Source organism: uncultured Arenimonas sp. (genome assembly GCF_963976025.1).
Classification (GTDB): domain Bacteria; phylum Pseudomonadota; class Gammaproteobacteria; order Xanthomonadales; family Xanthomonadaceae; genus Arenimonas.
On record NZ_CAXBJS010000038.1, the window covers coordinates 1 to 20,371 of the forward strand.

20 protein-coding genes are annotated in these 20,371 nt (G+C 68.9%); 12 read left to right on the forward strand and 8 right to left on the reverse strand.

Annotated elements, in window-relative coordinates:
* The 3 genes from AACZ35_RS04620 to AACZ35_RS04630 all read left to right on the forward strand — a co-directional run.
* A partial coding sequence (locus AACZ35_RS04620) for a Zn-binding domain-containing protein (RefSeq protein ID WP_339826588.1) occupies positions 1–997 on the forward strand: 997 nt, incomplete at its 5' end.
* A gap of 5 nt (positions 998–1,002) precedes the next feature.
* Entirely contained in the window at positions 1,003–1,863 is an 861-nt protein-coding gene (locus AACZ35_RS04625; protein WP_339826626.1) for a ribonuclease H-like domain-containing protein, read from the forward strand.
* Complete coding sequence (locus AACZ35_RS04630; protein ID WP_339826590.1) at positions 1,839–2,966, forward strand: hypothetical protein; 1,128 nt, start codon at positions 1,839–1,841, stop codon at positions 2,964–2,966. Before AACZ35_RS04625 ends, AACZ35_RS04630 begins: the two co-directional genes overlap by 25 nt.
* A gap of 68 nt (positions 2,967–3,034) precedes the next feature.
* On the opposite strand, the gene AACZ35_RS04635 is transcribed toward AACZ35_RS04630, so the two are convergent.
* Positions 3,035–4,702, reverse strand: coding sequence for an endonuclease (locus tag AACZ35_RS04635; protein WP_339826592.1), 1,668 nt, complete (start codon positions 4,700–4,702; stop codon positions 3,035–3,037).
* Positions 4,703–4,857: 155 nt separating this feature from the next.
* Here AACZ35_RS04635 and AACZ35_RS04640 point away from each other — a divergent pair, with 155 nt between their 5' ends.
* Both AACZ35_RS04640 and AACZ35_RS04645 read left to right on the forward strand, forming a co-directional pair.
* Positions 4,858–5,781, forward strand: a complete 924-nt coding sequence (locus AACZ35_RS04640; protein WP_339826594.1) for an oxygenase MpaB family protein — start codon at positions 4,858–4,860, stop codon at positions 5,779–5,781.
* Positions 5,782–5,812: 31 nt separating this feature from the next.
* Positions 5,813–6,364, forward strand: a complete 552-nt coding sequence (locus tag AACZ35_RS04645) for a phosphoribosyltransferase family protein (protein WP_339826596.1) — start codon at positions 5,813–5,815, stop codon at positions 6,362–6,364.
* 1,022 nt (positions 6,365–7,386) lie between these two features.
* On the opposite strand, the gene AACZ35_RS04650 is transcribed toward AACZ35_RS04645, so the two are convergent.
* From AACZ35_RS04650 to AACZ35_RS04665, 4 genes are all read right to left on the reverse strand, one after another.
* On the reverse strand, positions 7,387–8,193 hold the full coding sequence (locus AACZ35_RS04650; protein WP_339826598.1) for an NYN domain-containing protein: 807 nt from the start codon (positions 8,191–8,193) through the stop codon (positions 7,387–7,389).
* Positions 8,194–8,259: 66 nt separating this feature from the next.
* On the reverse strand, positions 8,260–9,660 hold the full coding sequence (locus AACZ35_RS04655; RefSeq protein WP_339826600.1) for a M64 family metallopeptidase: 1,401 nt from the start codon (positions 9,658–9,660) through the stop codon (positions 8,260–8,262).
* A gap of 53 nt (positions 9,661–9,713) precedes the next feature.
* Positions 9,714–10,178 (reverse strand): hypothetical protein, encoded by a 465-nt coding sequence (locus AACZ35_RS04660; protein ID WP_339826602.1) that lies wholly within the window; start codon positions 10,176–10,178, stop codon positions 9,714–9,716.
* 108 nt (positions 10,179–10,286) lie between these two features.
* Entirely contained in the window at positions 10,287–10,967 is a 681-nt protein-coding gene (locus AACZ35_RS04665; protein ID WP_339826604.1) for a BON domain-containing protein, read from the reverse strand.
* 306 nt (positions 10,968–11,273) lie between these two features.
* Between AACZ35_RS04665 and AACZ35_RS04670 the strand changes: the two genes are divergently transcribed.
* Both AACZ35_RS04670 and AACZ35_RS04675 read left to right on the forward strand, forming a co-directional pair.
* Positions 11,274–11,678, forward strand: coding sequence for an MbcA/ParS/Xre antitoxin family protein (locus AACZ35_RS04670; RefSeq protein WP_339826606.1), 405 nt, complete (start codon positions 11,274–11,276; stop codon positions 11,676–11,678).
* Positions 11,675–12,379, forward strand: coding sequence for an RES family NAD+ phosphorylase (locus AACZ35_RS04675; RefSeq protein WP_339826608.1), 705 nt, complete (start codon positions 11,675–11,677; stop codon positions 12,377–12,379). The genes AACZ35_RS04670 and AACZ35_RS04675 overlap by 4 nt, the downstream gene beginning before the upstream one ends.
* Here the strand turns inward: AACZ35_RS04675 and AACZ35_RS04680 are convergent.
* Positions 12,356–13,939 (reverse strand): MASE1 domain-containing protein, encoded by a 1,584-nt coding sequence (locus AACZ35_RS04680; RefSeq protein ID WP_339826610.1) that lies wholly within the window; start codon positions 13,937–13,939, stop codon positions 12,356–12,358. The two genes, AACZ35_RS04675 and AACZ35_RS04680, sit on opposite strands and share 24 nt — an antisense overlap.
* Before the next feature lie 163 nt (positions 13,940–14,102).
* Here AACZ35_RS04680 and AACZ35_RS04685 point away from each other — a divergent pair, with 163 nt between their 5' ends.
* The 5 genes from AACZ35_RS04685 (at position 14,103) to AACZ35_RS04705 (ending at position 19,550) form a co-directional block, all read left to right on the forward strand.
* A complete protein-coding gene (locus AACZ35_RS04685) occupies positions 14,103–14,618 on the forward strand; it encodes a c-type cytochrome (protein WP_339826612.1) in 516 nt (171 codons plus the stop codon).
* A gap of 68 nt (positions 14,619–14,686) precedes the next feature.
* A complete protein-coding gene (locus AACZ35_RS04690; protein WP_339826614.1) occupies positions 14,687–16,456 on the forward strand; it encodes an ExeM/NucH family extracellular endonuclease in 1,770 nt (589 codons plus the stop codon).
* Between the two features lie 16 nt (positions 16,457–16,472).
* Positions 16,473–17,144 carry an alpha/beta hydrolase gene (locus AACZ35_RS04695; protein WP_339826616.1) on the forward strand — a complete coding sequence of 224 codons (672 nt, stop codon included), beginning with the start codon at positions 16,473–16,475 and terminating at the stop codon, positions 17,142–17,144.
* Complete coding sequence (gene zapE / locus AACZ35_RS04700; RefSeq protein WP_339826618.1) at positions 17,137–18,240, forward strand: cell division protein ZapE; 1,104 nt, start codon at positions 17,137–17,139, stop codon at positions 18,238–18,240. Before AACZ35_RS04695 ends, zapE begins: the two co-directional genes overlap by 8 nt.
* Positions 18,237–19,550: a hypothetical protein gene (locus AACZ35_RS04705; RefSeq protein WP_339826620.1), complete on the forward strand. Its 1,314-nt coding sequence runs from the start codon at positions 18,237–18,239 to the stop codon at positions 19,548–19,550. Before zapE ends, AACZ35_RS04705 begins: the two co-directional genes overlap by 4 nt.
* Here AACZ35_RS04705 and AACZ35_RS04710 read toward each other — a convergent pair.
* Together AACZ35_RS04710 and AACZ35_RS04715 are read right to left on the reverse strand one after the other, a co-directional pair.
* Positions 19,526–20,032: a putative metal-binding motif-containing protein gene (locus AACZ35_RS04710; protein WP_339826622.1), complete on the reverse strand. Its 507-nt coding sequence runs from the start codon at positions 20,030–20,032 to the stop codon at positions 19,526–19,528. The genes AACZ35_RS04705 and AACZ35_RS04710 overlap by 25 nt on opposite strands.
* On the reverse strand, positions 20,029–20,371 hold a 343-nt coding region (locus tag AACZ35_RS04715; RefSeq protein WP_339826624.1), incomplete at its 5' end, for a putative metal-binding motif-containing protein. The genes AACZ35_RS04715 and AACZ35_RS04710, both read right to left, overlap by 4 nt.

Here is a 20,371-nt window from a genome sequence, read left to right on the forward strand (position 1 = left end):
CTCGCCCTGGCTCGGCGTGCTGGCCGAAACCGGCGTGCTGCATTCGGAAGGCGAACGCTGGGACTGGATAGCTGACAGCTACCCGGCCAACGCGGTGTCGCTGCGCTCGGTGGCCGACGGCAACTTCGTGGTGGTTGACCGCACCGATGGCCGCCAGAAGATCATCGCCGAGGTGGACTATTCCGCCGCGGCGCTCACGCTGTACGAAGGCGCCATCCACATGATCCAGTCGGTGCCCTTCCAGGTCGAGCGCCTGGACTGGGAGGGCCGCAAGGCCTACGTCACCCGCACCCACGTCGATTACTACACCGACGCCATCGACTACACCAAGCTCAAGGTGCTCGAGCGCTTCGACGGCGTTCGCGCCGGCGACGGCAGCGCCCAGCACGGCGAAGTGCACGTGGTGCGCCGCGTGCCCGGCTACAAGAAGATCCGCTACTACACGCACGAGAACATCGGCTACGGGCCGGTGAACCTGCCCGACCAGGAAATGCACACCACCGCGCTGTGGTGGCAGCTGCCGCAGGACGCGCTGGAACATGCGTTCACGTCCCGACAGGACGCGCTCGATGGTTTCCTTGGCGCTGCCTATGCCCTTCACGTGGTCGCCACCGTGGCGGTGATGGCCGAAGGCCGCGACCTGCGCCAGGCGGTGGGCAGCGGCGACGGCGCCTGGTTCGCGCACACCGACGGCCGAGGCCGCGGCCAGCTGCGCGGCGCCGATGGCCAGCCGGGCAGCCCCGACGCCGCCGAACGTTTCACGCCCACCGTTTACCTCTACGACAACTACCCCGGCGGCATCGGCCTGAGCGAACCGCTGTGGCGCCGCCAGGCCGAACTGGTGCAGCGCGCCCGCGAACTGGTCGCCGCCTGCGACTGCGCCGCCGGCTGTCCGGCCTGCGTCGGCCCGGTGCTGGCCGCCGACGAAGGCAAGACCGGCAATACGCCGCGCGCGCTGGCGTCGCGGGTGCTGGAATTGCTGGGGACGGTAGCGTGAGCGCGTTGCTGGCGCAAAAGCTGCGGCTGCTACAGCAGGAAGCGGGAAGGGCAACGCCACTCCCCGGCCCCCTCCCCCGTGCTCGCCCCGAAGTCCCCGAAAACATCCGCCGCCTGCTCGGCCTGCGGGCGCGCGCAGGCAGCCGGCCCGTCACGCCCCTGCGCCCACCCGACCGCCACCTGCCCGGCGAGGAAATCGCCCCCGGCCTGCGCTACTTCGAATCCCGCCACGAAGCACCGCCGCTGCCGCCGGTTGTCGATGTTTCCTTCGCGAAGGATTTCGACACCGTGGCGCCGGACCAGCTGCTGTGCTTCGACACCGAAACCACCGGCCTGGCCGGCGGCACCGGCACGCGTGCCTTCATGATCGGCTGCGCCGACCGCGTGGACGGCCAGCTGCGCATCCGCCAGCTGATGACCACCACGATGGCGGCCGAGCGCGCCATGCTCGAAACCTTCGCCCGCTGGCTGCAGCCCGGCACGGTGCTGGTGAGCTACAACGGCCGCAGCTACGACGCGCCGCTGCTGAAAACGCGCTATCGCCTGGCGCGGATGCCGTGCCCGATCGCGCCCCTGGCCCACCTGGACCTGCTGCACCCGGTGCGCCGCCGCTACCGCGGCCTGTGGGAAAACTGCCGCCTGGCCACCGTCGAACGACAGCTGCTGAAGGTGCTGCGCGAAGACGACCTGCCCGGCAGCGAAGCCCCCCGAGCCTGGCGCGATTACCTGGGCGGCGGCCCCGCCACCGACCTGCGCCGCGTCCTGGCCCACAACCACACCGACGTGCGCAGCCTGATGCAGTTGCTGGCGCGCCTGGCCGGTGACATGCCTACACTCGCCCCATGCCCGAGCCGTTCAAGAACCTGATCAACGCCGACCTGGTACGCGCCTGCGGCGACCACCTGCAGCGGCATTGGCGCGACTTCGACCGGCGCGGTTTCGAGCGCCAGGCACTTGCCGGCCTGGATGCGCTGGAAATGAAAGCCCGCGCGATGCAAATCGCCGATGCGCTGGAAGCCACGCTGCCCGACGACTTCGACCGCGCCGCGGGCCTCATCGAAGCGGCGCTGGCGCCGCCGGCCACTACCGACGAACTGGCGTTCCGCAGCACCGACGCCGGCCTGGCTGGCTGGATCGGCTGGCCCCTTGGCGAGTTCATCGCCCGTCGCGGCCAGGCCGAGCCCGAACGCGGGCTGCTGGCCCTGCACGCGCTGACCCAGCGCTTCACCGGCGAATTCGCGGTGCGGCCCTTCCTGCTGAACCATTTCGCGCTGACCATGGCCCGGCTCCAGCACTGGAGCAGCGACCCCAGCCCGCACGTGCGCCGCTGGACCAGCGAAGGCAGCCGCCCGCGGCTGCCCTGGGGCCTGCATCTGAAGTCGCTGATCGCCGACCCGTCGCCGACGCTGCCCTTGCTGCGCGCGCTGCAGGACGACCCCAGCCCCTACGTGCGCCGCAGCGTCGCCAACCATCTCAACGACATCGCCAAGGACCATCCGGGACTCGTCGCGGACTGGCTGGAACAGCACCTGCCCGACGCCCCCGCCGAGCGCACGGTCCTGCTTCGCCACGCCAGCCGCACGCTGGTCAAGCGCGGCGACCGGCGCGTGTTGAAGGCCTGGGGCCTGGGCAGCAAGTTCCGCGGCGAGGCCACGCTGGCGCTGTCGGACAAACGTGTGTCGGTGGGCGACTCACTGCAGCTGGTGGCGACCCTGACGTCCGGCGCGCGCAGCAAACAGACCCTGGCCGTGGATTACGTCGTGCATCACGTCAAGGCCAATGGCGACACTTCGGCCAAGGTGTTCAAGGGCTGGACCCTCGAACTTGCAGGCGGCGAAACCCGGCGGCTGGAAAAGAAACACTCGCTGCGCCCGATCACCACCCGCCGGTATTACCCCGGCAAGCACCGGGTGCAGCTGCAGGTCAACGGCGGCGGCGTCGCCGAAGCCGCCTTCACCCTGCTGGCCTGACATCGGGCCATGAAACGAACGGGCCCGCCGAAGCGGGCCCGTCCTTGTTCAATCGAGGTGGTGCGCGATCAGTTGCACTGGTTCTGGAAAATGCACGCCGCCCATTCCGGATGGTCGATGAACGGATTGCGGTTGCCCTGGTAGGAATACACCGCCTCGTTGCGCAGCTGTTCCTTGGCGTCCACCGGGTCCTCGGCGTGCCACTGCAACAGATCGGCCAGGCGGCCCATGTAGGCGACGCTGAGATTGCTGCTGGAGGACTGGATCAGGCCCGGGTCGTCGGTGAGGATCAGGTCGGGCTCGGCGGCGCCGGTGACGCCGTGCGTGCCGCCTTCGTAGCGCACGTCCATGTACAGAAGCGCGCGCGCGACGTCGCCCTTGCGGTCGCCCCAGGTCTGCCAGTACGTGGTGTCGTACCAGTTGGAGTTGCCCGGGAACACGCCGCTGCCGCCGCCTTCGCCGTTGTGGGCGACGGTGGTGCGTTCCGTGCAGCCCGACAGGCAGTTGGCGTAGGGCTTGTTGCCGCGCGAGCTGTTGTAGCCCGAATCCGACAGGAACAGCATGTGCGTGTCGGTGTACGGGTAGTTGCTGCTCGAATCGGCGGTGAAACCGTAGCTCTTGGGCCAGGTGTGTTCGCGGTTGTACTCGGTGTTGCCGGCGCCGTACTTCTGGTAGCTGGCGTTGCGGTACACGTCGAGGATGCGGCCCGGGTTGAGCGGATCTTCGTCGGCGAACTCCAGCACGTCCCAGGTGTCGGTGGCCGACGAGCTGTACGGGAAGCGCTGGTGGTCATCGATGATCGCGTGCAGGCTGGCGCGCAGGGCGCTGGCGCTGCTGGTGTTCACGCCCGAGTAGTAGTCGTTGCCGGGCACCGAGGCGGTGGTGAACATGAAGCCGAAGTCCGCCGCCATCGGCGTGGCGACGCCGTCGAGGTCGCTGACCCTGCTGGCCAGCACATCCACCAGGCAGTCCTCCAGCCCGGCCAGGTTGGCCTGCGGGTTGGCGGTGAAGGTGCTCGGGCCGCCGCTTATCGTCACCGGCACGTTGCCGCTGGTGTCGCAGCCCAGCACGATGGCGCCGGCCTGCAGGCTGACGGGCTCGGAGAAAGTGACGCTGATGTCGGCGTCCAGCGGCACGGCCGAACTGCCGTTCGCCGGCGAGGTGCCGGTGACCGTGGGCGCCGCGTCCGGAACCGGAAATGCCTGGCCCGTGTTGCAGGTGCCGGGGCTGGCGGTGGACGGCGCGTGCCAGCTGAAGTCCGCGTAGGCGGTGCCGCTGCCCTTGAGCTGCAGCGACTGGCCGACCGGCGTCGAGGTGGTCTCGGACACGCCAATGTTCACCGAGGTCATGTTGCGCGCCGGGCCGCTGGCGGCCTTGAACTTGCCCTCGTAGCTCAGGAACTGCACGGCGGTGCCGGAGGCATTGACCAGGGCGACACCGTCGGGCGCGCCGTTCTGCAGGCCCGCCGCGGCGACCGACACGAAGCCGAAGGCACCACACTGGCTGCCGAGCGTGCCCGTGAGTGAACGCGTCGCGTAAACACGACGGTCGGAGCCGTTGTAGAAGTGCAGCGACCAGCCGGACAGCGACGTCCCCGCGTCGCCGGCGACTTCGATGAACTCACCGACATCCGTACCGTCGTTGTCGTAGTGGATTTCGTTGATCCAGACCCCGGCGTTCGCAAACGCAGGACACAACAACAGCGCGGGCACCAGCCCGTACTTTCGCTTGTTCATGTAAGAACTCTCCCCGAAGTGCCGTCAGATGTTCCCCTGTGGTCGTGACACTATCTTTGCGGCCAGCCCCGCGCTACGCGCCGCATGCCCTTTTCCGACCAACGGCTCGCGCCGCCCCGCACCCGCCCTTCACGGCCGGTGCCTAGACTGGCGATATGCCTTCGCCCCTGACCCAACCCCTGCGCACCTGGGTGCTTCGCGCTTTCCCGCGGGGGGAAAGCGGGCTTGACTACGACAATCCCACTGGCGACCCCGGCCTGTTCGACCCGGCCAGCGCCACCTGGCAGGTGCACGCCGACTTCGCCGGCATGCTGTCGGGCGGGCTGTGCGCGCTGGTGCTGCAGACCCTGCACCCGGCGGCGCTGGCCGGGGTGTGGGACCACAGCAACTTCCGGACCGACCTGGTGGGGCGCCTGCGCCGCACCACGCACTTCGTCGCAGGCACCAGCTATGCGCCGCGCGCCCAGGCCCAGGCGCAGATCGCCCGCGTGCGCCGCATCCACGACCGGGTGCAGGGCGTGACGCAAACCGGCGAACCTTATTCCGCCAACGACCCGGCCCTGCTGACCTGGGTACACGTCACCGAGGCCTACGGCTTCCTGCAGGGTTACCGGCGTTTCGCCGGCCCGGTCCCCGGCGCCGATGCCGACCGCTACTACGACGAAACCCGGCGCATCGCCGAAGCCCTGGGCGCCACCGATGTGCCGCGCAGCGAAACGGAGGTGACGGGCTACTTCGAAGCGGTGCAGACCCAGCTGGCCTTCACCGACCGGTCGCGCGAAGTGCTGCGGGTACTGGACACGATGCGCCTGCCGGTGCCGATGGCCGCGGTCTCGCGCAAGGTATTCCTGGGCGCGGGCATGGCGCTGCTGCCGGACTGGGCGCGATCGCGGCTGGGGCACAGCCGGGGCGACCGGTCGCGCGCCGAAGTCGCCGCCCGCCTGCTGTCCGCCGCGGCGCCGCTGTTCCGCGCCGGCCTCAACGACGGCCCCGCCCAGCACGCCTGCCGCCGCATGGGCCTGGACCCGGCCTGGGTGCGGCGCGGCTTCACGGATGGAAACGACACGCAAAAGGGCTAGGCTAGGCCGGCCCAAGACGCCGGAGATCCGCATGCCCGCCGACCGCTTCCGCCTTTATTCCGAAGTGGACCTGGAAATCGTGGTGGACGACATGGCCCGCCAGGCCGCCGCCCTGCTCGATGCCACGCCGACGGTGCTGCTGGGCGTGCTGCGCCGCGGCGCGCCGCTGGCCGACCGCCTGCTGACGCGCATCCGCGTGCACGCGCCCTGGGCCGAGATCGAGCGCATCGACCTGAAGGTCAAGCGCTACGCAGACAATCTTGAACTTCTGCACCCCGACACCGCGCTCGAGGCGCCGCGCGGCGCCGACCTGATGAACCGCCGCGTCATCGTCGTCGACGATGTTCTGTACCAGGGTTATTCGCTGATGCGCGTGTTCGAATGGCTGGCGACGCAAAAGCCCGCCCACGTGCACGCCGCCGTACTCGTCGACCGCCAGCGCCACCGCATGCCGGTGCGCGCCGACATCGTCGGCCTCACCCTGAAGATCGCGCCCGAGGACGTGATCGAGTGCAACGTGCCGCCCTACGAATCCGACTTCGCCGTCGATCTATGGCGCCCGGGCGAGGCCCCCAAGGGTTAATCACTCTGACGCTGATTGGATTTCCTCGATCGGGTCGGACATCTTTGCGTACTTCTTTCCAAAGATTTCCTTGCGATGGAAATCTAAGTAGCTCAACTGTTCGCCGCGAAATCTTCCGCACCGCCTTCCAGGCCTGAGATCCAAGCCGATTCGGCGGTCCACTTCTGCCGGCAGTTCATCAGACTTTATTAAGCGACCCGAGTCTTCAAAGGTTATCCAACCCCGGTCGAACAATAGGTCCGCGTGGGGGGATAGCAAGAGCCCGTTATTCCCATCCAGCTTCTCGCCGTCACTGTCGCACTCCGACCAAGGCTTTATGTGACTGGCGCGCAAAAACCTTAGATCGCTAACCCCCGTTAGCCGGCAGCCCTTTTCCATGTCTGCGACTCGGCGGCGGAAAAGCCATTGCCGAACTCTTATCTCAACCGTCTTCTGCCTTGATGCAGGCCCGAGGAGATAGTCACCCTGGGCGGCCGATACTGGTGAACCAAGTTCTTCACCCCCTTCAGGACCAAGAATGGGCTTTAGCACGAAGACAATGGCCTTCCGAGTTGCCCCTGACCGGCTAGCGACCCCTTCCTTCTCGTAGGTCCGCTCCAATCGAAACTCACCGAGAAATCGGTATGGCCGTCCATGACCCAACATTTGGAACACGAAAAGTCGCTTTCCTTCGACGTCGTGCCGAAGAATCGCGCGGTTTCCGCCGGTATACGTCATGTCCCCAGACTGCCCTTCCCCGAAATAGTGGAAGAATCCGTCCGTGTCCCAAAAGTCGTGATAGCCGTGGTCTCGCCCTACTTCGCCGGTGAAAGCAAAGATATAGGGGTGACCACTCGGCGTTGATATCCCGCCCTGCCTCTGACCGTTGAAACGGGCATGGATTTGATCTCGTCGGGAATAGAGCCCGCCGACTTCAAATCCTAGCGTGGCGTTCTCTATGAGTAGCACCGGACCCCCGGATCATCACCGATCCAGGATATTCCAGCTCGTGGGTTTCAGGCGAGTCCCGAGAATAATTCCCGTCAGCCCTTCGCGCGGACGTACAGGTCCTTGCCCCCTGCCGGGCTGGCGAGCTCCTTGAACTCGAACCACTTCGGATAGGCCTTGAACAGGTCGCTGAGCTTGCGGTGGCCGAACAGGCGCGGGTCGAAGTCCGAGCGCAGCTTGTTGAGGTAACTGCCCACCGCGCCCAGCTGGGCCCAGCCTTCTTCGTCGCTGGCTTCTTCGATGGCCTGGTTGAGCAGCTTGCGCGGCGCCTGCTGCGGCTGCTTGGGCTTCTCGGTGCTGGCGGTCTTGGCCGCCTTCTTGGCGACGCGGCCATTGGTTTTCGCAGGCTCGGGTTTTTCCGCCTCGCCGGCATCCTGGCGCAGCACTTCGGTGTAGGTGAACTTGTCGCAGGCCTGCACGAATGGGTCGGGTGTCTTGCGTTCGCCAAAACCATAGACGGTGAGTCCGGCCTCGCGCAGGCGCTGGGCCAGTCGGGTGAAGTCACTGTCGCTCGAGACTAGGCAGAAGCCGTCAAAGCGACCCGTGTACATCAAGTCCATCGCGTCGATGATCAGCGAACTGTCGGTGGCGTTCTTGCCGCTGGTGTAGGCGAACTGCTGCACCGGGTGGATCGAGTGTTTCAGCAGCGCCTGCTTCCAGCCCTGCAGCCGCTGCGAAGTGAAGTCGCCGTAGATGCGCTTGACGCTGGCGACGCCGAACTTCGCCACCTCGGCCAGCAGGCCTTCGATGACCGAAGGCTGGGCGTTGTCGGCGTCGATCAGGACGGCGAGGTGTTTTGATTCCTCGGCGGGGGAGGGGGAGTTGTTGTTTCGGGTTGGCATTGATGGCTCCTTTTCGGGACTGAAGTCCCTCCCACGGAAGGAAAAGCTTCGCGGCTCAAGCCGCTCCTACAGGGGCTTGGGGGCGGGACGGGAGTACAGGTCGATGATGTCTTCAACCGCGTCGGCGCACACGTCGCAGAAGTGGTCGGTGCGGGTGAACATCAGGCAGTTGAGCTGGGGCCGGTAATAACCGGTGGCCTGGTAGTTGGCGCCTTCGAAGGCGCCGACGGCGCTGGCGTGGGGGTGGCCGGCGAACAGGTCGGTGACGAAAGCCTGTTCGTCGTGGAAGAGCTGGCTCATTTCCGATTCCGGGCGCTGGTCGGCGCGCAGCCGGGCACGGCGGGCCTGGTTTTCGCGCTGGAAGGCTTCGAACTGCGACTTCGGCCAGGGCGTGGGCAGCGGCGTGGCCGGGCTGACGAGGTGCTTCCACTTGGCCGCCTTCGGGTCGGCGGTGGCGTTGGGCTCCCAGGGTTCGGGGCGATCACCGCCGTTCTGGTAGGCCACCGACGAGGTGTAGTACTCGTCGGCGAGGCCGGCGAAATGGTGGCCGAACTCGTGCACGAACAGGTAGTCGGCCCAGTCATTGCCCGCCGCGGCGGTGCTGAACTGCCCGAAGATGCCGCCGCCGCCGTAGGTTTCGCTGTTGAAGATGATCTCGACCACGTCGTAGGGCGCGTGCTGGGCCAGGTCGCGCCAGGCGCGGTTGTCCACGCTCAGCGCGTAGCGTTCGGAGCCGAAGATGTCGTAGCGCAGGCCGGTGGCGCTGGCCTTGTGCACGCCGGTGGACGGGCGCGAGACGCCGCTTTCCGGCAGCGGCACCGTCAGCGCCCAGACATTGAAGTCGGCTTCGCGTTCCTTGAACGGCGAGACGGTGAACAGGTGGTCGGCCAGGCGACGCGCATCCGCTTCGAACTTTTCCAGCTCGTTGGCGGCATAGCCGTCGCCCAGGATCAGCAGGTCCACCTTGCTGGCCGGATCGCCGTTGTCGCGGATGGCGATGGGTTTGGCGGGTGCCTTCGCCGGCGCACGCTCGACGTCCAGCGAGTCGGGATCAACGCGTACCTGCCAGGCCGGCACGAAGTTGTTGCCGGCATCGCGCTTGAGCACCTGCACGGTGACCGGCTTTTCCGGCATCGGGATGCGCAGCGATTCCTGGAAGCTGCGCTGCATTCCGGCAGCTTCGCCGGTGGACTGCCACTCGCCGAAGATCGTGCTGTAGCCGCGTGAGTACAGTAGCTGGCCGGTGTCGGCGTCGAGCACGCGCACCTGGTTCATGCCGCGGTTGCTGTCGTCCAGCGGGCGCGCCGGGTTGCCGGGCCAGGGCAGCGGCTCCACGACCAGGCGTTCAAGCGCGAAGTGTTCGGTGCCGGCGTCGCCGCCGTGCTGGATGTCCACGCGCAGGGTGGCCGGCGGCGCGGCGGCGGCGGGCAGGGCCAGCAGCAGGCTGGCTATGAAGGCGGCGCGCATGCGGTGTCCCCCGGTTTGTCCCGGGGGCAGTGTCGCATGCGGAATGGAAGGCTTCAGTCCTGGCCGTCGTCCAGCGGTCGGGCGCCGGCGGCGACCATGGCGGCATGCGCGGCGGCATGGCGTTCGGCGGAATCGGCCTGCAGCACCACCAGCAGGGCGCCCGCTTCCACCAGCGCCTTGTAGCGCTCGCGCACGTCGTCGTTGGCGTGGTCGCCGGCGGCATGGCCGGTCCAGCCGGCGAGGTTGCTGCCCAGCAGGTTCAGCATGCCGGCGCCCGCCAGGCTGACGCCCAGGGTGGGCACGGTGACCGCGCTCAGGCCGGCCAGCAGGCCACGCACGCGGCCATGTTCGTCGGGCTCGCTGGCCTCGGGGTCGAGTTCGAGTTCGATGTCGTGGCGCGCGACCAGGGCGATGTCCTCGTCGGCGATGCCGGCATCACGCGCGGCGCTTAGCGCGTCTTCCAGCTGGGCGAGGTTTTCGACGGCGAAAACGCTGCGATTTTCCTGCTTGTTTTTCATGGCGGTCTCCAGGGTCACATCGGCGGGCCACGGCGGGCCGGCCGAAAACGGAAACGGCCGGGCGTCCTGCCCGGCCGCTGCCGTCCACTCTGACATGGATGGGCGTTCTTATTCGTCGACGGCTTCGTCCGGACCCACCACCAGGCCGGTGGCGACGACGCTGCGCACGCCCTTGGTGGCCTGGGCGATTTCGATCGCCTTGGTGCGGGCGGCCAGGGTCGGCGCGGTGCCGATCAGGGTGACCACGTTGCCCTTGGTCTCGACGTTGATCTCGGTGCCATGCACCTGGTCGTCGGCCAGCAGCTGGGTCTTCACCTTGGAGGTGATCCAGGCGTCGTCGATGCCGTCGCCGGCTTCGTCCATGGCCTCACGCACCTCGCCCGAGGCGGTGGCGGTGTTGGCGTCCTGACGGGCTTCGGTGTCTTCGCCGGCGATCGTCAGCTTGTTCTCGACGCGCAGGACGTTGTCGGCCTGATTGGCCACTTCCGTGGCGGCCATCTTGTCGGCCATCGAGTCGGCGCCACCGGTCAGGCTGACCACGCCGTTGTAGGTGTCGACGTTGATGTCGAAGCCCTTGGTGCGCTCGTCGGCCAGCAGGCGGGTCTTCACCGAGGCGGTGATCGCGGCGTCGGTGGTGGCCTGGGCGGCGGTGCGCGCGGGCTTGGCGTCGTTCTGGGCCTTGACCATGTCGGCATGGTCCTCGCCGGTGTGGTGCTCGGCATTCGCGGCAGTCACGCCAAAGGACAGGGCAATGGCGGAGGCGATCAGGGAAGACTTGATGGTATTCATGGGTGTTTCTCCTTGCGAACGTATTTTTGTATGCGGCCCGGTGGGCCTCGCTCACGGTGGGATCGGGGGATCCGCCAGCACGTCCGTGGAGCGTGGGGCAGAGGTTGGAGGCCAGCGTCGAAATCGAAACTGAAGCAAATGTTTGTTTCGCGTTAACACCGGCCGGGATTCGTCGCTTTATCCATGTCAATCAGTGGTTTGACTAACCTGAACGGGCCGCCACCCCCGTATCCGGGCAGGATTTCGAATCGAGAAATTGCTTCATTTAGGGAGTATTCTTGATTCGTACTCCACAAGGAGAGTCCCATGGCCACCCGCCGCGCCCAACAAGCCCCTGTGCAGGCCCTTCCCGAGCTGGGCGGGCCCGCACTGCGCGCCTATTTCGCCATCGCCCGGGCCTGGGGCCTGAAGAACGCCGAAGCCCGGCGCCTGCTCGGCGATCCTCCGGAATCGACCTGGTACAAGTGGAAGAAGCAGCAGGACGGCAGCCCGGGCCGCGACGTGCTTGAACGCATCAGCTACGTGCTGGGCATCTACAAGGCGCTGCAGGTGCTGTTCCCCGACCCCACCCGCGCCGATGCCTGGCTGCGCAAACCCAATGCCGCGCTGCCCTTCGGCGGCGGTTCGGCGCTTGATCGCATGCTCTCGGGCAACGTCGCCGACCTGTTCGTGGTGCGCAGTTACCTCGACGCGCAGCGCGGCTGGCAGTGAACGCGCCGCGCACCACCCGGGTCAGCTGGGCCGAGGCCTGGCGGCTGGTGCCCAGCCGCTTCCCGCCGCAGGGCGTGTTCGACCGCATCGCGCGGCCCGAAGACCTCGAGGCCCTGTACGCGCTGGAGTCGCTGACCAACCCGCGGCTTCGCGAAGAACTGGGGGAGCTGCAGCTGGTGCCGCGCGAACGCCGGGTCAGCGGCCCGGGCACCCAGCCGGTCATGGCGGCCTTCACCCACCTCAATCCCGCCGGCAGTCGTTTCAGCGACGGCAGCTATGGCGTGTTCTACGCGGCGCGCGCCCTGGAAACGGCGATCGCCGAAACCATGCACCACCGCGCCCGCTTCATGGCCGCCACCGCCGAGCCGGCCATGCGCATCGAGATGCGCTGCTACCGCACCGGCATCCGCGGCCGGCTGCACGACCTGCGCCGCGGCTGGACACAGATGCTCGACCCCGACGACTACGGCCCGCCGCAGGCACTGGCGCGGCGGCTGCGCGCGGACGGCTCCGACGGCGTGCTCTACCCCAGCGTGCGCCACGCCGGCGGCGAGTGCGTGGGTGTGTTCCAGCCCGACCTTGTCGCGCCCTGCGTGCAGGCGCAGCACCTGGTCTACACCTGGGACGGCCAGCGCATCCTTCCCGACTATGCGCAGGCGACGCTGCGCAAGATCGGCTCAGGGGGCGATGAAGCGCACTGAGTGGCGGTGCCCGTGCACCAGCGGTTCCAGCAGGTAGCTGCCCTGCACGGCCAGCACGCGGTCCTTGATGGCCGGCACCACCTGCAGGGTGGGCAGGTGCTGGGTGTAGGTCGAAAACTCCAGGTCCATCACCAGGCCGACCACGTGGCCGCCGCTTTCTTCGGGCACCACTTCAAGCCGCATGGCGAAGCGGCGCACCATTTCAAGGCGCACGGCTTCGCGCACGGCGGCCTGGCAGATGCGGTAGACCGTGGTGCGGGCGTCTTCGCCCAGGGCGTCCACCGGGCCTTCGAACACCGGCTCGAAAACCACGCCGCTGTCGTCGAGCATTTCGTGCAGCGGGCCGCGTTCCAGCGCCTGCTTCAGGCCGTGGGTGTCGAGCTGGGGCGGCCGCAGCTGGCGCAGCGCGCGGCGCAGGCTGTCCTGGATTTCGCGCACCTGCTCGCGCAGCGATTCCAGCAGGCGGGTGCCTTGCTCGTCGCGCACGTCCCGGAAGGCCAGGCTGATGCGCGTGCCCAGCGCGTGGATGGCGTGGCCCAGTTCGTATTCGAGTTCGCTGGCCAGTTCGCGCTGGCCTTGTTCTTCCAGCCGGGCAAGGCGCTGGCCGACCTGGCCCAGTTCGGCGGCCAGCAGCTCAAGCTCGGTCGTTTTCGAGGCCAGTTCCTGGTGGCGCTGGGCCAGGATCTCGTGGCTTCGCCGCAGCGCGGTGCTGGCCGCGCCCAGCACCAGCGCGCCGCCACCGACCACGGCCAGCACCAGCTGCAGCATGGTCACGTTGACCGTCAGGAAGCCCAGCTGCACCAACCCCTGGATGACCGCGCCGAGCAGGGCCGTGGCCAGCGCACCGCCTTCCCAGCCGTGCCTGAAGGCCAGGAAGAACAGCGGCGCGAACGCCAGCAGCAGCACGTACATGGCCAGGTCGGCGTAGGCCTGAAGCACCAGGAACACGCCCAGGGCGCCGATGAGCACCAGGCCCAGGTCGCGCACCAGGCCACTGCGGCCCGGCCGGCGCAGGCCACCGTGCACGAGCGCGACAAGCAGCGGCGCCAGCACGATCTGGCCGATCAGGTCGCCGTACATGAAGGCGAACATGCTGGCCAGCGAGTCGGCCGTGGTCATCGGGTAGGTGACCAGGAACATCCACAGCAGCGGCGAGACGCCGGCCGCACCCAGCAGACCGGCCAGTAACAGCAGCAGCATGCGCGTGGGTGAATCGGGCTGGGGCGCCGGCTGGGAGCCGCGCAGCAGGTAGACCACCGCGGCGTAGATCAGCCAGGGCGCCACGCACACGGCCAGGAAGGTGAAAGTGAACAGCGGATAGCCCAGCACCACCGACTTGGTGGCCTGGGCCAGCACCTCGGCGGCGCCCAGCCAGCCCCAGCGGCGGGTCGGGGTAAGCCAGAGCATGGCCAGGCGCAGGCCGGCCGGCAGGAACCAAAGCTGGGCCGAGAGCTGCTCGAGCACCAGCCAGGTGGCCAGAACCACGATCGCCAGCAGGGCCCAGCGGCCATTGCGGCCCGGCCCGGCGTCCTGCAGCAGCGCCAGCGCGCGTCCTGCCATGCCTGGTGAATCCCCCTGTTTGCCGGCGTCCCGGCTCCCCGCCATGCTAACCGAGCCTGGCGCAGCTCCCGTATACACGCATCCGCCTTCCTTGCGCGGGACAGGGCCGATATAATCGCGGCCTTCTTATCCACAGGGCTCCGGCCCCCTGTCAGGACACCCCGTGCGCAACCACGATCTGGTTTTCCTCAAGCACTTCTCGATGGTCATCGTCTTCCTGGTGGCCGTCACCGGTGTGCTTATCCTCCTGGGCCTGTACATCAACACCCAGCAGGAACCCGAACCCAACCCCGTCGCCGAAGCGGCCATGGCCCAGCGCCTGCAGCCCGCGGGCGGCGTGTATGCCGGCTCCACCGGCGCAGCGGCCCAGGCCGCCGCAGCGGCGGCCGCAGCCGCGGCTTCCGCCGGCCAGGTGGCCTACGACGGCACGCTCGACGGCAAGGTGATCTACGACAACCTCTGCGGCGCCTGCCACACCTCGGGCGCCGGCGGCGCGCCGAAGCTGGTCGGCAGTGAATGGACCGCGCGCATCGCCCAGGGCATGGACACGCTGAACAAGCACGCCATCGAGGGCTACCAGGGCTCGGCGGGCATCATGCCGGCCAAGGGCGGCAACCCCAACCTCAGCGACGAGCAGGTCATCGCCACGGTGCAGTGGATGGTCGACAACCTGCAGTAAGCTTGCCTGCCACGCCCTTTCGCGACGACGCCGCCTCCGGGCGGCGTCTTTGTTTCCGGAGTCCACGCATGTCCCGTCGCTTGTTCCTGTTCGCCCCGCTGCTGCTGGCCGCCTGCACGCCGCCCGGCCCCGCGCCGCTCGACACGGTGCTCGCCGGCGAAGGTGGCCCGGTCACGGTGGCGCGCATCCAGGGCAGCGGCGAACGCAGCCCGCTCGAGGGCCGGCAGGTGGTGGTCGAAGCCGTTGTCGTGGCACCTTTTGGCGGCCTGGGCGGCGTGTTCGTGCAGTCGCTGGTGGCCGACGACGACCCGGCCACGTCCGAAGGCCTGTTCGTGCCGCGCAGCCGCGACGCCAGGCCCCGGCTCAAGGCCGGCGACCACGTGCGCATCACCGGCACGGTGGTCGAAACCGGCGACGACGGCGCCACCCTCACCGCCGTCGAAGCCACAGAAATCGAAGCGCTGGGCAAGGCCCCGGTAACGCCGCTTGTGCTGTCGGCCGCGCCCGCCAGCGCCGGCGACTGGGAGCGCTACGAAGGCATGCTGCTGACCCTGGCGGGGCCGCTTACGGTCACCGGCAACCAGGACCTGGCCCGCTACGGCGAACTGCGCGTGAGTTTCGACGGCCGCCTGTTCACGCCCACCGAACTGGCCCCGCCCGGCACCGCCGCGCAGGCGATCGCCGCCGAAAACGCCCGCCTGATGCTGCGCCTGGACGACGGCCGCAGTGCCCGCGACCCCGACCGCCTGTGGTTCCTGCCCGGCGAAAGCCTGGACCCGTCGCGGCCGCTGCGCGTGGGCAGCGTGCTGCACGACGTCACCGGCGTGCTCGACCAGCGTTTCGGCGGCCACAGGCTGCAGCTCACCGCGCCGCTGACCCGCATCGAACAGGCGCCGCGCCCGGACGCGCCCGAGGTCGCCGGCGACCGCCGCATCGCCGGCTTCAACCTGCTCAACCTGTTCAACGGCGACGGCAGCGGCGGCGGCTTCCCGACCACCCGCGGCGCCGCCAGCCAGGCCGACTTCGTGCGCCAGCAGGCCAAACTGGTGGCCACCGTGCAGGCGATGGACCCGGATCTGGCCGCGCTCATGGAGCTGGAAAACGACGGCTTCGGCCCCGACTCGTCGCTGGCGGGCTTCGTTGACGCGCTCAACGCCGCCGGCCCGCACGACGACTGGCGCTTCGTGGACGCGGGCCAGGGGCCCGGCGACAACGCCATCCGCGTCGGCATCATCTACCGTGCCAGCCGCGTCGCGCCCGTGGGCAAGCCGGCGATGCTGGCCCAGGGCCCGTTCCGCGACCGCAGCCGGGTGCCACTGGCACAGGCCTTCCGCGCCGGCCGCGGGCCGGTGTTCGTGGTCGTGGCGAACCACTTCAAGTCCAAGGGCGGCTGCAACGAAGCCCAGGGCGGCGACGCCGACCGGCGCGACGGCCAGGGCTGCTTCAATGCCAGCCGCGTTGAATCGGCCCGCCTGCTCAACGCCTGGCTGGCCAGGGACCCGACGGGCACCCAGCCCGTGGGCCACCTGCTGATCGGCGACTTCAACGCCTATGCCCAGGAAGACCCGATGCGCCTGCTGCGCTCGCAGGGATGGCAGGACGCCTTCGCCCGGATGAAGCTCGAGCGGCCCTATTCCTTTGTCTTCGAGGGCCTGTCGGGACGGCTCGACCATGCCCTGGTGGACGCCGGCCTGGCCGCGCGCCTGCGCGGCGCGGCGGAATGGCACGCCAATGCCGACGAAGCCCCCGCCTTCGACTACCGCAAGGGCCAGGCCAACGACCCCTGGCGGGCCTCCGACCACGACCCGCTGCTGCTGGGCTTCGACCTGGCCCGCTAGGGGCTATCATCCGCGCATGGACGCCCTGCCCGACTTCCCGACCGAATCCGGACCGCTGATGGTTCCTGGCCCCGCCGGCCAGATCGAGCTGATGGTGGACCTGCCCGAGGAAGGGCAGGAACGGGCCGGCGTGGCCATCATCTGCCACCCCAATCCGCCCGAAGGCGGCACCCTGCACAACAAGGTGGTCACCATGACCGCCCGCGCGCTGAGCGAGCTGGGCGTGGCGGCGGTGCGCTTCAACTTCCGCGGCGTCGGCAAGTCCGAAGGAGAATGGGACGAGGGCCGCGGCGAAATCCTCGATCTGCTGGCCGTGGCCGACTGGGTGCGCAAATCGCGCCCGGACGACGCGCTGTGGCTGGCCGGCTTTTCCTTCGGCAGCTGGGTGGCCCTGCAGGGCGCGCGCCAGCTGCCGGTGAAACAGATGATCTCGCTGGCGCCGCCGGTGGGTTTCCGCGACTTCTCCGGCGTACAGCCGCCGGCCTGCCCCTGGCTGGTGATCATGCCCGACGCCGACGAAGTGGTGGACCCGCAGAAGGTCTACGAATGGATCGACGGCCTGGATGAAAAACCGACGCTGGTGAAGATGCCCGACACCAGCCACTTCTTCCATCGCCGGCTGATGGACCTGCGCGGCGCGGTCAAGAACGGCGTGCGCAAGAACCTGCCGCCGCCGCGCCATGGCTGAACCCGCGGCGGCCCGCCCGCCGTCGGTCGCCTATGCCGCCGGCGTGGCAAGCGGCCGCTGGCAGGACGACCCGGCGCAACACCCGGCGCTGGCCCAGCTCGACCGCATCCACGCCGGCCTGCTTGCCCGCGAATCCAGGCCGGCCTGGAAACGCTGGCTGGGCCGCGGCAGCGAACCGGTGCAGGGCCTGTACCTGTGGGGCGGCGTGGGCCGCGGCAAGACCTTCCTCAACGACCTGCTGTTCGACCAGCTGGGCGCGCTGCCGCGGCGACGCTGGCATTTCCACCGCTTCATGGTCGAAGTCCACGCGCGCATCCAGGCCCTGCCCGACGACACCGCCGACACCGTGGCGGTTGTCGCCGATGCGCTGGCCGAAGAACTGCGCCTGCTGGTGCTCGATGAATTCATCGTGTCCGACATCGCCGACGCGATGATCCTGGGCCGGCTGCTCGACCGCCTGTTCGAACGCGAGGTGGTGCTGGTCACCACGTCCAACACCGAGCCGAAGAACCTCTACCGCGACGGCCTGCAGCGCGCGCGTTTCCTGCCGGCGATCGCGCTGCTGGAAAAACACACCATCGTCCACCACCTCGACAGCAAGCTCGATTACCGCCTGCGCCAGCTCACCAGCGCCGAAACCTACCTCAGTCCCCTGGGCAGGCAGGCCGATGCCGCCCTGGCCGCGCACTACGAAGCACTGGCCGCCGACGCCCCGCGCGAAGACGGCCCGCTGGCGGTGAACGGCCGCCCGATCCCGGTGCGCGCGCTGGCCGAAGGCATTGCCTGGTTCGATTTTTCCGCCCTGTGCGAAGGCCCGCGCGCCGCCGCCGACTACATCGAGGTGGCGCGCGACTTCCACACCGTGCTGCTTTCCGACGTGCCGGTGATGGACGCCACCCGCGACAACGCCGCCCGCCGCTTCGTGCATCTGGTCGACGAGCTCTACGACCGCAACGTCAACCTGGTTCTGAGCGCCGCCGCGGAACCGATGTGGCTCTACACCGGCGAAAAGCTGCGCGGTGACTTCGAGCGTACCGCCTCGCGCCTTGTCGAAATGCGCAGCGCCGAATTCATGGCCCGCGAACACCGTCCGTGAAGCGCGCCGCGCCCTGGCTGGCGGCGGCGCTGGGCCTGGGCCTGGTGCTGCTGGCGTTCTGGCCCGGCTACCTGAGCTGGGACTCGGCCTGGCAGTGGTGGCAGGCCCGCCACGATGAACTCGACCCCGGCCACCCGCCGGTGATGGTGCGGGTGTGGCAGGCAGTGCGCCTGGTGCTGCCCGACCCGGGCGGCATGTTGCTGGTGCAGGTGCTGGCCTGGTGGGCAGCGGTGGCTGGTTTCGCGCATGCGCTGGGCGGCGGTGCCTGGCGGCGCGTGCTGTGCGTGTGGCTGATCGGCGCATGGCCACCGCTGCTGGCGCTGCAGGCGCACCTTTGGAAGGACGTGTGGATGATGGCGCTGTTCGCCGGCGCCGTTGCCTGCCTGGCCGCCGAACTGCAGGCGCCTCGCCGCACCTGGCGGCTGGCGGCGCTGGCGCTGCTGGTGGCCGGCTGTGCCTTCCGACACAACGCGCTGCCGGCGGCACTGCCGCTGCTGGCCTGGCTGGCCTGGCGCGAGTGGCCGCAGCGCCGGCTGCGCGTGGGCCTTGCGACGGTCGCACTGGCGCTGGGCCTGCACCTGGCCGCGGGCCTGGCCAACCTGGCACCGGGCGCACGCGCCACGCCGGTGTGGCCGGTGATCGCCATGTGGGACATCGCGGCGGTGTCGATCGCCGAGGACCGCGTGCTGTTCCCGGCCGACTGGGTGGAGCCGGGGCTGACGGTGCAGGACCTGCGCCGCGACTTTTCGCCCTTCGTCAACGTGCCGAGCTTCGAGTCCGGGCAGCTGCGGCTGAACTTCTACTACGACTACACGCCGGCGCAGTACGCCGAGCTGCGACGTGTCTGGCTGTCGCTGCCGCTGGATCACCCGCGCGCCTATTTCGGCCACCGCGCCGAGGTGTCGGCCTACCTGCTGGGCTTGCGCCAGGCGGCACAGCCGGACTTCCAGGTGCTGCAGCCGGCCATCGTGCCGCTGCGCGACAACCCGGCCGTCGCGCCGCCATCCGGCGGGCTTCATCGCCTGGTGCAACCGCGGCTGGATTCATTGGTGGACACGCCGGTGTTTGCTGGCTGGCTGTACCTGCTGCTTTCGTTCGGCGTCCTGGCCTTCACCGCGATACGTCGTCGCGGGCCCCATGACGGCCTGGCCGCGGCGGTCGCGGCGTCCGGCCTGCTGCTGGCGCTTCCACTCCTGGCGTTCGCGCCGTCCGCCGACTTCCGCTACCTCGCGTGGATGGTGGCCGCCAGCCTGATGGCGCTGCCGTTGTGCCTGACGGCCAAGGCTCAGCGGCACATCGCGTCGATGTAGCCGTCGCCGTCGGCGTCGCGGTCGCCGACCGTGCCCGGGTCGCAATCCTCGTCCAGGCCGCGGGCATCGCAGACCTCGGTGAGGCCGGGACTGCGTTCGGCATCCTGGTCGTCGCAGTCGTTGCCGCCGCAGGCGATCGCGGCGTAGCCGTCGCCGTCGGCGTCGGGCACGTCGCAAGGGCCGAGCCGGCAGCGGTCTTGTGCTTCCAGGCAATCTTCGCCTTCCCGGCAGGGCAGGCCACCCGCCACGCAGCCGTTGCGATCCGCGCGTTCGTTCTGTGGCTGGCAACGTTCGATGCCATTGCAGAACAGGCCGTCGTCGCACTGCTGGTGGCTGGAACACTTGTTGCGATCGTTGCTGACGATGGCGCCGCTGTCTTCGCCGACGCGCACCCGCACGGGTTCACGCTCCGAGGCGGCGCCGGAAACGCAGGCCACCGCCAGCAGGCCGGCCAGCAGGAAACGTTGGAGGGAAGGCTTCATGGGCAGGTCCCCAGGCTGGGATTGCGGGCGCGATCGGTGTCGTCGCAGTCGCGGTCGTTCAGTGCGACGTTGGCGAGTGCCTCGCCGACCGGGCAGGTGAGCACACGCTGGTCCGGGTCGCCGAAACCGTCGCCGTCCTGGTCGCGCCAGACGGTCCAGGTCACGCCTTCGTCGACGCTGCCATCGCAGTTGTCGTCCTTGAAGTTGCAGACCTCGGCCTGGCCCGGATGCACGCTGCGGTCGCGATCGTCGCAGTCGGCCGGCTGGCGACGGTAGTCGCGGTCGTTCTGCCCCACCGACGATTCCGGGACCTGGCGCCGGCGTGCGGCGTCACGCTCG